The organism is Pontibacter sp. BAB1700 (assembly GCF_000277005.1).
Taxonomy (GTDB): domain Bacteria; phylum Bacteroidota; class Bacteroidia; order Cytophagales; family Hymenobacteraceae; genus Pontibacter; species Pontibacter lucknowensis.
The window spans coordinates 39,439-54,099 of record NZ_AKIS01000048.1 but is presented as its reverse complement, the minus strand read 5'-3'; the positions used below and the strand labels follow the sequence as shown (position 1 = coordinate 54,099).

At 47.7% G+C, this 14,661-nt stretch carries 15 protein-coding genes; 12 read left to right on the top strand and 3 right to left on the bottom strand.

Annotated features, from left to right (window positions below; genetic code table 11):
* The first annotated feature begins 111 nt into the window (after positions 1–111).
* The 5 genes from O71_RS25300 to O71_RS06610 all read left to right on the top strand — a co-directional run bounded on the left by O71_RS25300 (position 112) and on the right by O71_RS06610 (position 3,029).
* Complete coding sequence (locus O71_RS25300; RefSeq protein WP_237717734.1) at positions 112–354, top strand: hypothetical protein; 243 nt, start codon at positions 112–114, stop codon at positions 352–354.
* Positions 251–484 (top strand): carboxypeptidase-like regulatory domain-containing protein, encoded by a 234-nt coding sequence (locus O71_RS25295; RefSeq protein ID WP_369750891.1) that lies wholly within the window; start codon positions 251–253, stop codon positions 482–484. Before O71_RS25300 ends, O71_RS25295 begins: the two co-directional genes overlap by 104 nt.
* Positions 406–1,023, top strand: coding sequence for a Plug domain-containing protein (locus O71_RS25290; RefSeq protein WP_237717733.1), 618 nt, complete (start codon positions 406–408; stop codon positions 1,021–1,023). Before O71_RS25295 ends, O71_RS25290 begins: the two co-directional genes overlap by 79 nt.
* Positions 1,024–1,094: 71 nt before the next feature.
* Positions 1,095–2,543, top strand: a complete 1,449-nt coding sequence (locus tag O71_RS25285; protein ID WP_237717732.1) for a TonB-dependent siderophore receptor — start codon at positions 1,095–1,097, stop codon at positions 2,541–2,543.
* A gap of 87 nt (positions 2,544–2,630) precedes the next feature.
* On the top strand, positions 2,631–3,029 hold the full coding sequence (locus O71_RS06610; RefSeq protein ID WP_007654610.1) for a DUF983 domain-containing protein: 399 nt from the start codon (positions 2,631–2,633) through the stop codon (positions 3,027–3,029).
* A gap of 14 nt (positions 3,030–3,043) precedes the next feature.
* Here the strand turns inward: O71_RS06610 and O71_RS06605 are convergent, their stop codons facing one another.
* From O71_RS06605 to O71_RS25280, 3 genes are all read right to left on the bottom strand, one after another.
* On the bottom strand, positions 3,044–3,925 hold the full coding sequence (locus O71_RS06605; protein WP_007654609.1) for a DUF3078 domain-containing protein: 882 nt from the start codon (positions 3,923–3,925) through the stop codon (positions 3,044–3,046).
* A gap of 165 nt (positions 3,926–4,090) precedes the next feature.
* A complete protein-coding gene (locus O71_RS06600; RefSeq protein ID WP_007654607.1) occupies positions 4,091–4,807 on the bottom strand; it encodes a protein-L-isoaspartate(D-aspartate) O-methyltransferase in 717 nt (238 codons plus the stop codon).
* Positions 4,808–4,929: 122 nt separating this feature from the next.
* On the bottom strand, positions 4,930–8,064 hold the full coding sequence (locus O71_RS25280) for a T9SS type A sorting domain-containing protein (RefSeq protein ID WP_007654606.1): 3,135 nt from the start codon (positions 8,062–8,064) through the stop codon (positions 4,930–4,932).
* A 956-nt stretch (positions 8,065–9,020) separates the two neighbouring features.
* On the opposite strand from O71_RS25280, the gene O71_RS06590 reads away from it, so the two are divergent.
* The 7 genes from O71_RS06590 to O71_RS06570 all read left to right on the top strand — a co-directional run bounded on the left by O71_RS06590 (position 9,021) and on the right by O71_RS06570 (position 14,489).
* Complete coding sequence (locus O71_RS06590; protein ID WP_007654599.1) at positions 9,021–10,190, top strand: serine hydrolase; 1,170 nt, start codon at positions 9,021–9,023, stop codon at positions 10,188–10,190.
* 19 nt (positions 10,191–10,209) lie between these two features.
* Positions 10,210–10,599, top strand: a complete 390-nt coding sequence (locus O71_RS06585; RefSeq protein ID WP_143732134.1) for a DUF2255 family protein — start codon at positions 10,210–10,212, stop codon at positions 10,597–10,599.
* Positions 10,600–10,765: 166 nt separating this feature from the next.
* The gene (locus O71_RS06580; protein WP_071530843.1) at positions 10,766–11,218 is read left to right on the top strand and encodes a MarC family protein; all 453 of its coding nucleotides are present in this window, start codon (positions 10,766–10,768) and stop codon (positions 11,216–11,218) included.
* 17 nt (positions 11,219–11,235) lie between these two features.
* On the top strand, positions 11,236–11,376 hold the full coding sequence (locus O71_RS23730; protein ID WP_155800630.1) for a hypothetical protein: 141 nt from the start codon (positions 11,236–11,238) through the stop codon (positions 11,374–11,376).
* A gap of 61 nt (positions 11,377–11,437) precedes the next feature.
* On the top strand, positions 11,438–12,112 hold the full coding sequence (locus tag O71_RS06575; RefSeq protein ID WP_007654593.1) for a site-2 protease family protein: 675 nt from the start codon (positions 11,438–11,440) through the stop codon (positions 12,110–12,112).
* Between the two features lie 202 nt (positions 12,113–12,314).
* Positions 12,315–12,476 (top strand): hypothetical protein, encoded by a 162-nt coding sequence (locus O71_RS23725; RefSeq protein WP_155800627.1) that lies wholly within the window; start codon positions 12,315–12,317, stop codon positions 12,474–12,476.
* 168 nt (positions 12,477–12,644) lie between these two features.
* Positions 12,645–14,489 (top strand): PLP-dependent transferase, encoded by a 1,845-nt coding sequence (locus O71_RS06570; RefSeq protein ID WP_007654591.1) that lies wholly within the window; start codon positions 12,645–12,647, stop codon positions 14,487–14,489.
* Positions 14,490–14,661: the final 172 nt, after the last annotated feature.

Below are 14,661 nucleotides of genomic sequence, written 5' to 3'. Positions count from 1 at the left end.
TTAAATTTGATGTTAACGCTCTGAAAATGTAGTCACTAAAAATATATAGTGTTTTCAAAACATTTCAGCTAGAAGTGTGTAATACCTGCGATATGATTTAGCCTTTCAACCATGCGCTTATTCTTCTTTTTCTTACTGCTTTTGCCAACACTTAGCTTTGCACAGTCTGGTGTGATTACGGGTACTGTGCGCGACGCCAACACCAGGGAAGCCCTGATTGGGGTGTCGGTGCAGGTGGTAGGCACGCGAGCTGGGTACGGTCACAAACGAGAGCGGCTCCTACCGGATCGACAACATTCCGCTCGGCAGTTATACCTTACAGAGTTCGTACATCGGTTACCAGCCACTGAGTAAATTCAACGTGAACGTGACCTCAGGCAATGCCAGATCATCAACTTTGAGCTGGTGCCGGCTTCAAGTCAGTTGGGTGAGGTGGAAGTGGTGGCACGTCGCCGGCAGAGCGCGGCCATCGCCGATATCGTGACGCCGCTGTCGGTGCAGAGCCTGAGCACAGAAGAGATCCGCAGCAACCCGGGCGGGAATTTCGACATATCGAAAGTAGTGCAAGTACTACCGGGTGTGGCCACCAGTGGCACAGGCGGGGGCAGCCGCAACGACCTCATCATCCGTGGCGGCGCGCCGAGCGAGAACGTGTATTACCTAGATGGCATCGAAATTCCGCTGATCAACCACTTCACCACGCAGGGCAGCGCCGGCGGCGCGACAGGTATACTCAACGTGTCTTTTATCGAGGACCTGAAACTGAGTTCCTCTGCTTTCGACGCCCGTTACGATAATGCCCTGGCCTCAGTGTTTGAGTTCAGGCAGCGCTATGGCAACCCGGAGCGTTTTTCGGGCAACGTGCGTCTGAGCGGTTCGGAGTTTGCGACAACGCTGGAGGGGCCGCTTTCTTCTAAGACAACCTCTATCTGGTCTCAGCCCGACGCAGTTACCTGCAGTTTCTGTTTAAGCTGCTTGACCTGCCCATCCGGCCAAATTACTGGGACTTCCAGTATAAAGTAGACCATAAGATTGACAGTAAAACCTCACTTTCTTTTATTGGCGTTGGGGCCATAGACGAGTTTGCCTTTGGGGTGCCGCGCAACAGCACGCCAGAAAGTGAGTACATCCTGCGGTCTATACCTTCCAACAATCAATGGAACTATACAACCGGCGTGGCGATGAAGCGACTGGTGCGTGATGGTTACGTGAACCTGGCGCTGAGCCGGAACGCTTTCAACATTGATCTGGAAAAGACGGAGGCGGCGCAGGAGGGAGGCGCATCGCAGCTCACGCTCAAGTCTACTTCACGTGAAACGGAGAACAAACTGCGTCTGGACGTGAACAAATACCAGAACGGATTCAAATACGCTTATGGTGTGTCGGGGCAGTATGTGCAGTTCACCAACGACATCTTCAGTCTGATCCGCAACGAGGTGCGCAACGAAAGTGGCAATCTGGTGCAGCCTGCTGTTACGGTTGATTACGATACTAACCTCGACTTCTTCCGGTATGGCGCATTCGGGCAAGTATCGCGTTCAGTGCTAAACAACCGGCTCGGGCTGTCTTTTGGTTTGCGCACTGACATGAACACCTTCACAGACGAAGGCCGCAATCCGCTGAAAACGCTCTCGCCGCGCCTGTCAGCCTCATACCTGCTCACTGATAAATGGACGATCAACGGCTCCTGGGGCACCTATTATAAACTGCCGACCTATACCGTGCTGGGTTATCAGGAGAATAACCGATTCCTGAACCGCTCAGCTGATTATATCCGGTCCATCCACTATGTGCTGGGCACGGAGTTTCTGCCTCGCGAGGATCTGCGCTTCACAGTGGAGGGCTTCTATAAAGACTATGACAACTACCCTGTGTCGCTGCGCGATGGTATTTCGCTGGCCAACCAGGGAGGTGATTTCGGTTCGATTGGTAATGAAGCCGTAAGCACCACCGGGAAGGGGAGGGCTTACGGAGCGGAGTTTTATGTACAGAAAAAGCTGACGGGAACGGTGTTCGGTGTGCTGTCCTATACCTACGTAATCAGTGAGTTTGCCGGTACCGACGGTCGCTATGTGTCCAGCGCCTGGGATTACCGCCACCTTGCCTCCGGTTTGCTGGGCAAGAAGCTGCCGCGCAACTGGGAGTTTGGGGCCAAGTACCGCTTCGCAGGCGGCGCACCTGCCACGCCCTTCGATCTGGAGGCTTCGCAGCGCAACTATGCCTCGCTGGGTGTAGGCATACTCGACTATACCCGCCTCAACTCGGAGCGCCTGCGGCCGTTCAGCCAACTGGACGTGCGCATCGACAAGAAGTGGAATTTCAGCCGTATCACCCTCGACCTGTTCCTGGACATTGCCAATGTGCTGGCCAGCAACACACCAGGCTTCGACCGCTATACCTTCCAACGCAATGAGGACAATACAGGCTTCGCGACCACCGACGGCAATCCGCTGCGCAACGATGGAAGCAACGCCATACCTGTCATCCTCAAAAACAATGATGGGAATCTAGTGCCTACGTTAGGGTTTATTGTAGAATTTTAGGACTGTAAATTTAGGCCGTTGCTGTGCCTTATTTCTTAAAAGACGTACCTTTGAGAAGTATGTCCTAACATCAGAGAAAGACACAGCATGAGCAACAGAAACTCCGTATTATACAGTATCTTTTTCAACAGATGCCCGCGTTGCCGTGAAGGCAAAATGTTCAAGAGTGGACTCTATACCACCAGGTTTTCTGATATGCACACCAACTGCCCCTGCTGTGGGCAGGAGTTTGAGCCAGAGCCCGGCTTTTATTATGGCGCCATGTACGTGAGTTTTGCCTTCAACGTGGCTATTTTCATTGTATGCCTTTTTATCCTGTACCAGTTCGTAGAGGAGATCACGATGGGCATGATGATCGGTGTAGTAGCAGCTGTGGTAATCGGTTTATTGCCTGTGATCTTCAGGTGGTCGCGTTCGCTGTACATCCACATTTTTGTGCGCTACGAAGGACCCTGTAGTGAAATCCCCAACAAGCTGCATCGTTAGTAACGCTAAACATACTAGCGCACAGTAAAACCCTGCATGGTGTAGAGTATACCCAAACCTAGTGACTGGTTATACTGCACGTCGCTGTCCTGATCGTAGTCGTAGATGAAGTTGGCCATCAGGTTGACGTTGATGTAGCGATTTACCTTAGCCGTGAGGGTAGAGTTGAGCATGTGGTCAATGCGCTTCCCGGATAGCTCCTCGTAATTGATGTATGACATATAATTCAGCCGGAGGTTGACATTAGTGAAGATGTCGCGGTTATAAGTGGCCTGCACCATGGCCGCCAACCACTCTGTGCGTACACTTTTGCCCTCCGGCACGCCGTATCGCTCATTAGCTGCCACGGCATCGTCTGCCAGAAAAGTAAAGCGGGGTGCAAAGGGGCTCAGGCGAAGCGAAAAGTAGGGGTTTGGCTTATACTCAGCCCCCAGCGCAAACGTCAGGAAGCCCGGAGACAGGAAGTTTGAAATAAGCCGGTCGTTGCCGTCGGCGTCCACGTCATATTCATAGCCCCTTGTGAACTGCGACAGGAAGTTAGCCGACACAAAAGTGTTCCAGTCCGAAGAAATAGCATAGCCATACTTGGAGTCCAGGAAGATGCGGTCGATACTCTTGCGCTGTTCCTCTCCCTTGTTTTTAAGCAGACCGTACTGCATTTGCACGGCGTTGTCCCAGGAGGTTTTGCCCAGTTTGTAATCGGCGCGTGCATCCAGGTGTGAATTAAAAGCGATTGAGCTAATGCCGCCTGCCTTCCAGTTGTCGCTGAAGGCGGCCTGGTTCAGGTTGATGCCCGCTGAAAAAGTTCTGCGCCAGGTGGTGTCGGCTTCTACCTGTGCCGAAGCTGTAATTACCGTTAAGAAGATGATCAGGAAGGAAAATAGAATTTTCTGCATGTGTAAGCTTTGTATGGCAAAGGGTTATAAAAAGTCAGGCAAGCATAGGATAATATCTATGCTTGCTGGTTGCTATATAGCGCTTACGCAATTTTGCAGGTATGGGTATGTTTTTTCAGATAACGCTGCCTAATCTATTCTACTTTAATTCGGGATGAAGGGTGATTACTGCTGTCCTTCCCTTGTAAAGGGGACAAATACGACAGGCATCAGGTTGCGGGTCACAGCTTTGCCCTTTTTCTTTTCGATCAGCTTGAGGGTTTGGGTACTGTACACAGGACCGACAGGTATAACCATGCGGCCGCCTTCTTTGAGTTGTTCAAACAGGGGAGGGGGAACTGACTCGGCACCGGCCGTCACGACTATGGCGTCGAAAGGCGCGTGCTTCGTCCAGCCAGCATAACCGTCGCCTATTTTGACTTCCACATTTTCATAACCCAGTTGTTTTAGTCGTGCAGCCGCTGCCCGCCCATGCTCCGGTACAATTTCGATGGTGTATACCTGCTTTACGATTTCAGCCAGCACAGCAGCCTGATAGCCAGATCCTGTGCCGATTTCCAGCACTTTCATATCTGGTTTAGGTCTGATCACCTGCGTCATGTAAGCTACCATGTAAGGCTGTGAGATGGTTTGTTTGTGCCCAATGGGTAATGCGCCATCAGAGTAGGCTTCGGCAGCGATGGAGGGAGGCACAAAGAGGTGCCGTTGCACGGAGCGCATGGCATTTAGCACGGCTTTGTCACTTATGCCCCGTCGCTTGATCTGCTGCTCGACCATTTGCTCACGCTGCACTTTGTAAGCGTCTTCCTGAACGGGCGCAAACAGCAGTATCAGAAAAATGAATATGTTAACCGGAGATCCCATCACACCATCAATCGTCACATCAAACCTCTTCCTTTATATACTTTAGATATAAGAAGATGTTGGCACATATTATACGACAAAAAATGCCCTGACTTAGCTGGAGTCGGGGCATTTCAATAGAATTATTATACCTCTATAGCTTATCGCTTCAGAACCAGCTTAAAGGTTTTAGAACCGGAACTACCTACCAGTCGGGCAAAGTACATACCCTCCTTCAGGTCTTTGCCGTTCACCTCAACACGTGTCATTTCGCCGGCTCTGGCGGTGCCTGACTGCAGTTGCTTTACCAGCATGCCCTGCGCGTCGTAGAGGTTGATGCTGTAGTTTTCTGTCTCACGCACAATGAACTCTACAGTTGTCCGGTCGCTGAAAGCGGTAGGATAGGCCATCGCATGGGTAAAGTTCTCCACAGCTACAGTGCAAGGGCTGCTTGTGACGCTCTCTGTGTGGAACTTGATGTTGTCGATAGCGGCTGATCCAGCAAAATCGCCAGACCCGTCTCTGCCATCCAGCACTACTTTCATTTTCATAACGCCTCTGGTATTCCCCAGGTTGACAAGTTGCTTGCTGTTCATGCCGAGCGGCTTCAGGTATACCTTGTTCAGCTCCTTGCCATTCGCATCGTAGAGGTATACCCAGGATAGATCCTCAAATTTGTCCATACCTACTACTCTGAACGATTCCATCGTCACAGGTCCGATGGCCGAGAAGTCCAGGATCAGTTCGCCGCCCCACTGTGTGGCATCCGGGTAGTCATTCTGGTACTGGTTGATGATGAGCACCTGGCCCCAGTCTGTAGTATAGAGGTTGGTGTCGTCGCCTGTCGGGTCTTGGGAGTCGAAGATGGCGGCATGGTTCTCTGGTGCGTATGTACCATCTGGGTTGCGTTTTCTTCCCGTTATCGCCACTGGTCCTGCTTCGGTGTCAATGCTCGAGATCAGGCCTCTTGGCTGGTCGTCGAAATCAATCAGGTGCTGCGTCATGGTCACCTCAGTTGAGCTAGGCGTTACCACCACACTGGTCGAAGCAGAGCATCCACCATCAGGGTCAGCCACGGTGAGGGTATAGGTGCCCGCCACTTTCACCACAGGGTTTTGTTCTGCTGAGGTATAGCCATTTGGGCCTGTCCAGCTATAGGTCGCATTTTCAGCTGAAGATGAGCTTGTAAGTTGCACGGTTCCAGTGGTGCAATCCAGCTGGCCGCCTGTAGCGTTTACCGTCATATCTTCCTCACGGATAACTTTTACAGTAAAATAAGATACGCAGCCACCTCTCATCAGATTAAGTTCCATCGTGTAAGTACCTGGGGCATCTACTACTGGGTTTAAGGTATTGTGTCCTGATACAATGTTACCTCCATGGCTTGCAACCCATTGCACCATGCCATGACCTGAACCTTCCAGAGTGACGGTGCGATTCTTGCAGGTCAGCACTTTTTCTGGACCGGCACTGCCCTCTGGCAAGGTATACCTGCTTACTCTAATCGGCTCAGATGTGGCGGTAAGATTACGGGCCGTATATGTAACCATTAAGGTATAATCGCCAGCCTCAGTAACAGACACGTTTTTGTCGTTGGATGTATAGCCATTAGGGCCGTTCCATTTGTAAGTGATTCCTTCTGTCACGGTCTGTCCATCGAGCATGGCAACGCCCATCATATAGAAAGAATCAGCAGGGTCACAACCAAGTTGCGGAACACCTGAAGTGGAGATACGTGCTACTAGTGGACTCTCCCCTTCTTCGCGGGTAACTACAACCTCATCAACAAATGTGCATTTGCCTAGACGGTCGGTAATTACCATACGATATGTACCAGGAGTATCAACTTCCGGATTGAGGCTCCATGGTTCCTTTATGGAAGCACCAACATTATTAAACCACATTACTTCATAAAAATCATTGGGTACTGACCCTGGTACTACTGACCCTTCGAGTCTAACAGTAGGGTTTTCGCGTGTCAGTACTTTGTCGGGGCCTGCACTTCCTTCGGGAGAAGGCATTCGAGAAACAGTCATTGTCGCGGTTGCTGTTGCTCCTGTGGCAATGTGTGTAGCCACAAGTGTATAATCCCCTGGCTCATAAATGATTGCTTTCTGTTGTATTGACGTGTAACCAGTAGGACCAGTCCAACTGTAAGTAATACCCTCTTTTATTTCCTCTCCATTAAGTGTAGCGTAGGCATTCAGTGTAATAGGATTTCGATCACAATCCAGTTGTTTTGAAGAGCCATCACCAATGCGTGCAATGAATTGATCTTCTGCTTTGGTAACTTTTACGGTGTATTCTGTCTTGCATCCTCTTCCATCCTGAAGTACTAAGGTATAGGTGCCTGGGGCATCCACAATCGGATTAAGCGTTCTGTAGCCCGAAACAAAATTACCCCCATCGCTGGCTAACCATGTAGGTTGCCCGGAGTTATTTACCACTGATCCCTCTAGTGTAACAGTAGGGTTGTCGCGTGTCAGTACCTTGTCGGGCCCAGCACTTCCCTCAGGTCTGGGTCTCTGAGAAATTTCACGTGTCGCTGTTGCCGTTAAGCCAGTAGCAAGGTATGTTACTACAACTGTATAATCACCTGGCTCTGATATGGTTGGCCCTGATCCTTCTGAGGAAAAACCATTAGGACCAGACCACTTGTAGGTAAGGCCCTCAGTAACCTCATCCCCATTCAGGTAAACATGCGTGTATGCATGAATAGGTGTGCCATAACAATCAATTTGTAAGACACTCCCGCGGCCGATATATACCTCCAAAACATCTTCTCCCTCAGTTACCTCTACCTGATCCTCCATGGTGCAGCCAGAAGTATGGGTGAGGGTTAAGGTATACGTGCCTGGTGCGCCAACGCTTGGGGTAAAGGTGTCAGCACCAGAAACTATGTTGCCTCCGTTGCTGGCAGTCCAGGACGGTGTAAACCCAAATGTTTCCCATGGGTGGGATTCAGCAGCCAATTGTACTGAGGTTTCAGATGTTCTAATCACTTTGTCAGCACCTGCAGCTCCGGCAACACCTCTTACCACGTATTTGGCAGAAGCGGTCAAACCTGCAGCGTTTTGGACCGTGAGTACATACTCGCCTGCTACTGTCACAGCAATCCGAGAACCAGTTGACTTGTAGCCCTCAGGTCCCGTCCAGCTAAAGGAAATGCCATCAGGGTTCTGTTGAACTCCGTTCAGATAAACTGTGGCCACCAAGGTTACTTTCTCGTGATTGCAGCTGATCCAGCCCGGGCCCAGGTGGTTTTCGATGGTCACTGTCAACTGATCCGCTACCATATTAGCATTAGCTGTCGTGTTTGCTTGCAGCCCAGTAGCCGGGTATAGTAAAAAGCACAATAGGCTAAAGGCAAAAAGACGCCAAAGCCGGGAGGAGGTGTGGTAGCTTTGAAATTCAGGAATTGTATAAGTGTAATTTTTTTTCATAGTCGATGATTTAAAATATATGCTGGTAATTGAAATTAAAATGAAACAGACAAGGCGCTGCCAGGCAGGGATTTTTATGTGTCCCGCTCAGTTGGTGAAGTATGTGCCTTGATATATGGTGCCCCTAAAAGGGAAGGTCAATCAGCCCTTAGCTTGGTGGTGAGGTAAGATAATATGGGCTATTTAGCGGAAGAAGTAAGTTTTTTTCCATAGTAGAGGGTTACGTGTACTGGTTAAAAATATTATTAAAACTATATACTGATTCTGCAGCTGATTTTAAATGTACTGTAAACGTTGCTATTAAAACTGCTTTTAGTTTACATACCTTGCTGTACGGGATTGCATTAATTTTATTTACATGATTTTATGAAATTTTTTAATTTGATTAAAAGCATGGTCAGAATGCGCTTTTAATTAGTGAATACAAGATTAATTTGAGTCTAATAAGAAGAGAGGTGCTAGAAGAGGATTACTAAAGTTGTACAGTTAAGGGTCTGATGGTTATTTGGTTATGCTGATTCAGGAGTAAGGAAACATCCGTATGATTTAAAAATAGTGCAATTAAACAGACTGATATAATTTAAATAATATAGGGCTTCAAAAGTATTCAGGCCTGTCTAATTCATCCTGATCCCGATTTTGCTGTAGTCAGTTATGGTGAATTTACTAGTGGACCTTCTTTTACAAATTTGTGAAACTTCCTTTCCTAAAAACCAGAAACTTCCTTTATATTTAAAGCTCATTTCCCTTGTTGGTATATTTCAGGTATGGCTTTTAGTAACATTCAATCGCTTTTAATCCGGAGCGTAGTGGCATGCGCTTTATTTCTATCTTTTAGTGCCTGCTCCGGCTTTCAGAACGAAGAGCTGATCGTCGAGGAGGACTGTGAATTACACGTAGAGGTACCTGAAACCTTTACACCCACCATTGCGACCAAACTTGGTAAAGAGGTCGATTCCCTTTTCACGCATTTGCACAAGCGCAAGGGCTTTAACGGGACAGTACTCGTGACCAAGTATGACCAGATCATTTACCGTGGCGCTTTCGGGTATGCTGATTTCAAGACGAAAGACACCCTCAGCACCCAGACGGTTTTTCAGCTAGCCTCCGTATCGAAGCAGTTTACGGCCATGGCCATCATGATGCTTAAGGAGCGAGGTAAGCTTAGCTACGATGACAGCCTACAGGTATACATCCCTGATTTTCCTTACAAAGGCATAACTGTGCGCCAGCTGCTCACGCACCGCTCCGGTCTGCCCAACTATACCTATTTCAGCGAAGAATTCTGGCCAGACCGTAAAGTGGACCTGAGCAACGATGATGTACTGAGCATGATGGCTGTGCACAAACCCAATATTTATTACCAGCCTGACCGTACCTTCAGCTATAGTAACACAGGCTATGCGCTGCTGGCTTCCGTGGTAGAAAAGGCTTCCGGGCAGCCTTTTGCAGAGTTTATGCGGGAGCATATTTTTGAGCCGCTCAAAATGCATGACACCTATACCTTCAACCACGAACTGGTCACCCAAACCGGTCGTGTGGCTACAGGGCACATTGGTGGTCGTCGCAAGCGCCTGCCCGACTACCAGGACACCGTGCTGGGTGATAAGGGTATGTACTCAACCGTAGAAGACCTTTATAAATGGGACCAGGCGCTCTATACCCAAAAACTGGTGAAGCGCGAAACGCTGGAGGAGGCCTTTATGCCAACCGGAAAGATCAACAAGCGGGCAGAGTCCTACGGCTTCGGCTTTCGTCTGAAGCAGGTGGAGAGTGGCGATACTGTAATTTACCATGGCGGCTTGTGGCATGGTTTCAACACTTATTTCCTGCGCAACCCAAAAGACCACAGTTCCATCATTGTGCTCAGCAACCTGACCAATGGCAGCCTGAACTACATGAAGGATGTGCGCAATTTTATGTATCCGGCCCAACCAAAAAGTACAAAGAAACAGGTGCGGGTAGCCAGTGCACGCTAAATCTCATCAGATACAGATCATGAAGCAACAACCCTTCCCGACTGATTTTATAGCCTACCTGGGCTCCTCCACATTAGTAGGTATAAAAGGAGGCGTAGAACGTGAGACTTTTCTGAACATCTGGATGGTCGAAGTAGCAGGAAGGGTTTTTGCCCGAAGCTGGACCAAAAGTAACAGAAGCTGGTTCACTGCTTTTCTGGAAGAAGGCGTCGGGCAGATTCAATACGGCCAACATGTGCTGAACGTAAGAGGAGAGCAGGTAAGTGATACTGACCTGAACCTGCAGGTAGACCAAGCCTACAAAGCGAAGTACACACAAGAGCACAACCTGCCGTATGTAGCTGGTATTACGCAGCCCGAGTACCACACCTATACCATGGAATTCATTTTTGATAACCAGTCGATTTAGCAGATACTGGCTTCTCTCCCGAATAATATTTTCTGAACGAACAGCCAATCCTTAGGTACTGGCTGTCAACTAAAAGTGGGTTGATGACTCGCCTGATCCCGCTTTTTATATATCTACCTGTGCTGTGCTGCGTAGTTAAAGGCACCCTCAACCAGTCCTGATATTTATGATTACAGCAATCGTTAGTTTTTTGGTAATGCTCAACCCTTTTGCGCTTTTCCTATACCTGAAGCCCATCATGAAAGACCTGTCGGATGAAGACTTCCGATCTGTTTTTATTAAAGCCAGCAGTATTTCCTTTGGTATCTACCTGGTTTTTCTGCTGCTGGGCGACCTGGTGTTTCAGAAAGTGTTCCGCATCAATTTTGAGTCATTTCGGATATTCGGCGGCGTTGTGCTGTTCTCCTTTGCCTATATGTTTATTGTGCAAGGCAAGAAAGCCTTCATTCAGATAAAAGGCGATCTTCACGATCTGGCCTCAGAAATTGCTCTGCCCTTCATGGTGGGTGCCGGTACCATATCGCTTACCGTACTGATGTCGGAGCAAATGGTGCTGTGGCAAGGGGTGCTTTCGCTCGTGAGTATCATGCTGATCAACTTTGGCATTATCATGGGCTGAAATATATACGCCGGAGTATGCGCTCCAAAAAAGTGCAGGTTGCTTTTGATAAGAACATGGAGTTGTTACTGCGTATCAACGGCTTTTTCCTGGGTGCCATCGGTATCGACATGATTGTGTCAGGTATACGCAACCTGGTAACACCTGAGGTCATGTGATGACAGTCATATTTGCTTCTATGGCAGCATCCGGCTTTCTGTAAAACGTATACCTGAAGCTATGTTTGAAATAAATGACCTCCCTAAGTTTTTCCTGGCTTTCTTTCTTGTACTACCGATCATTTCTTTTGTGCACGAGGCAGGTCATGTGTTTTTCGCCTGGCTGATGGGTGGGAAGAACATAAAAGTTTCTATAGGCGCTGGTAAAGTGCTTTTTAGGATAGGTATAGTGGAAGTTCGAAAGTACTACTTTTGGTATGGCCTCTGCACTTTTGAAAACCTGAAGCGAAACGAACGGTTTGCCAACATCCTCATATTTTCTGGAGGAGCATTGTTTAATACACTTGCAGCGCTCGTGGTAATTTACCTCATCGAGAACAAGACACTGGAGCCAGGTATACTAACTTACCAATTCACGTACTTCTCGCTATACTATGTGTTTTTTGCCCTGCTGCCCATGCCTTACCCGGATGGCAACGAGAGCGATGGTAAAGTGATACTTGACCTGATTCAGAACAAAGCGCAGTTTAAAACATACCGGGTGGAATGGAATAAGGAAAAAAAGCAGTGGTGCGTGCTGGACCATGACAGGGAGCTGGTACAGGCATTTGAAGGCGAAGAGCAGGCCCTGGAAAAGGCACATGAGGTAGCGCAGCAGAATAGGCCTAGCCGGCTGAAAATCTTCAAAAGCGGCAAGGAAACAGAAGTGCAGAATTATCCGAAAATACCCTTGTAATAAATGAGTTGATCCTAATCGTTTCAGGTATACCTGGGTGCTGCTGCGCTAGCCCTTAGGTATGAATTGTCGGAGTCTATCCATATGGATTTAGCGGCTTTGCGTAAATATTTGAAGGAAGCTCAGCTGTGCAATAAGATTATTATGGAAATTGGGGCTTAGTAAGATTCGAAAATCAGATACTTTAAAAATAAATCAGGTTATGAGTACCAGAGCAAGGGACCAACAGAAGAAGCAACGCCAAAAAGAGTTTCTGGAAAGGAAAAAACATCAGGAGTCTCTTAAAGCTGCGGCGAAAAAAGCTAAACGCAATGCATCTAAAAATGATGATGAAATTGATCGGTTACCTGCATCCGAAGACTAAACTTGTACCTCTCTTTTGCAGAAGATTATGCGGTAGCCTTCTTTGGTGTTGAAGGCCTCCGAATAACCAACAGTAGTAGTTTAGCATCTTCTCAATCAGTTTAAAACTAGGCAGGAAGTTATATTTTCTACTACTTTGTATTTTATAGCTTACCTCAAGATAATTATTATGGAAGGAAATAAAGTGCTTCATTATATACAAGGTGTATTAGAAAATATGCCAGCCGATTGGTTGAAGCTCACCACCCACCGACTGGATATTTACACTGAACAATTAGCCAAAACCCAATTCTTAGAGCAGTTTGAAAAACTGTACAAAGACAGCAATTCTGAAACATCAGCGCTCAGTGAATTGCCCACTGCATTTGATTATATCCGGTTAGGGCATCCCTTATCTTCTGTACTGGAATGGAGTGTTGCCAAGTTGAATAATCTGAAACCGGAGAATGTTATCAGTTTCTCTTCCAGAACGGTTCCTGTCTTAGCAGTTCTCAGAAAAAACTTACTGGATCGTAAGAACACGCAGATCCTTTATACCGGCGATTTACCAGATGCCTTCGATGCTGAAGTGCTGAAGCAAGTTTATGGTTATAAATTTGACTTAAAGCAGGTTGGAAAAATAGAAGAGGTTTCTGAATTTAATGGTAGTACCATTTTCATTTCGCAGGATGATGAGATTGGTAAAGTGGAACTCAACCCGACGATTGATTTCTTTGTTCAGGTTCACTCTCAGTTTGGAAGTATCTTATTGGTGAATGGTGAACAAAACGAGCGCTATATCTCCGAAATTCAGCATGTGCGCAGAAGAGAAACCATTGCCATGACGCCGGCCAATAGTTTTGCTGCCTTGCAGCAGCTGACAGGAAAGCCTTCTTCCGATCATAGGCAGCGTGATGTAGCCAAGAACAAAGCCCGTGTAGTAGAGTCAATCAGAAAAATCACGGGAACTAATACAAAAGCGCTCGTTGCTTCATCCGGCCTGTCTATGCAGTATGCCATCATGATGGGGCTGGTACACGAGGCCCTGGAAAGACATAAAGGAAAGGGTATTCGCTTTATTGTTCCCCCCAATTGCTATGGTGGAACAAACGACCAGGCAAGACGGGTAGCTGCCTGTTTGGATAATGTGGAAATAGTGGACTTACTTGTTGATGGGGAGCACGATATGGTTCAAAGTATTGATACCGTGCTGGACAGGATTGCCAACCAGGACGCTGTCCCTTACATCATCGCTGAGATTCCAACAAACCCGAGGGTCGAGGTTCCGGATCTTCAAAAACTAAGAGATGTCTTAAGTAAAGAGCGTAGGAATGCAGCCGGTGAGGTTGCGATCGATCCGGTCTTTATCCTGGATCAGACATTTTGCCCGAATGTACAGTTCGCAAGTGAAGGAAGTATCCTCTCCACGATCAGAACAATTTCATATGTTAGCGGATCGAAATTCCCGAGTGGCGGAAAAGTTACTGCCGGCTACTGTGTAGCAAACAAAAAGGCAGAAGCTTTGCTCGAAAAAATAGAACAGCACCTGATACTCTGTGACAACGAGGCTACAGATCTTCAGATGGAGATACTCGCAGAGCAGTTGCCTTCCATGAATCAACGGATTGCAGATGCTTATAAGAACACACGTGACTATGTAAACTTCATCAAGGAAGTTTTGCCAGCAGCTAAAATCAATTTTGTTTCCGAAGAACTGGCGCAGGAAGGATTTACGCCATCCGTGTTTTCACTGGATCTTCCTACGAAAGGGGATACCGATGCAGAAAGGGAAGCCTATAAAAGGGAGTTGAATTTAAAGCTGATCAATTTAATGATCGAAGAAATTCCCCACGAAAGTAAATACTGCGTGAGCTACGGGCAACTGAAAGGATGTTATTGGACAATACCTGCTACATCCACTCAAGGGACAACGAAAGAAGACGACAAGGACTACATAGCCCGTGTAGCACTTTCACCTGACATGGACCTTGAGCTGCATAAAAAGGTCTTTTTAGATTTTGTGGAGCAGATTTGAGTCTTTCACAACGCCCCATTGCTACAGGTTGCAATGGGCGTTGGTGTTCAGGCCAGGTAGACCAGGGAAGTCTGCACGGGTGCTTGACATTGGAAGAGGTTGAAGAAACGGTAGCTCGTATAAAAGGCACCTCCGTAGTGGCAGGGGACTTCAATGTAAGGGATGTGGCGTC

Excerpts from the sequence above, each read along its gene's own strand:
- O71_RS25300 (WP_237717734.1), top strand. The coding sequence starts at position 112 with ATGCGCTTATTCTTCTTTTTCTTACTGCTTTTGCCAACACTTAGCTTT.
- O71_RS06610 (WP_007654610.1), top strand. The coding sequence starts at position 2,631 with ATGAGCAACAGAAACTCCGTATTATACAGTATCTTTTTCAACAGATGC.
- O71_RS06605 (WP_007654609.1), bottom strand. The coding sequence starts at position 3,925 with ATGCAGAAAATTCTATTTTCCTTCCTGATCATCTTCTTAACGGTAATT.
- O71_RS25280 (WP_007654606.1), bottom strand. The coding sequence starts at position 8,064 with ATGGTAGCGGATCAGTTGACAGTGACCATCGAAAACCACCTGGGCCCG.
- O71_RS06585 (WP_143732134.1), top strand. The coding sequence starts at position 10,210 with ATGAAGCAACAACCCTTCCCGACTGATTTTATAGCCTACCTGGGCTCC.
- O71_RS06580 (WP_071530843.1), top strand. The coding sequence starts at position 10,766 with ATGATTACAGCAATCGTTAGTTTTTTGGTAATGCTCAACCCTTTTGCG.
- O71_RS23730 (WP_155800630.1), top strand. The coding sequence starts at position 11,236 with ATGCGCTCCAAAAAAGTGCAGGTTGCTTTTGATAAGAACATGGAGTTG.
- O71_RS06575 (WP_007654593.1), top strand. The coding sequence starts at position 11,438 with ATGTTTGAAATAAATGACCTCCCTAAGTTTTTCCTGGCTTTCTTTCTT.
- O71_RS23725 (WP_155800627.1), top strand. The coding sequence starts at position 12,315 with ATGAGTACCAGAGCAAGGGACCAACAGAAGAAGCAACGCCAAAAAGAG.
- O71_RS06570 (WP_007654591.1), top strand. The coding sequence starts at position 12,645 with ATGGAAGGAAATAAAGTGCTTCATTATATACAAGGTGTATTAGAAAAT.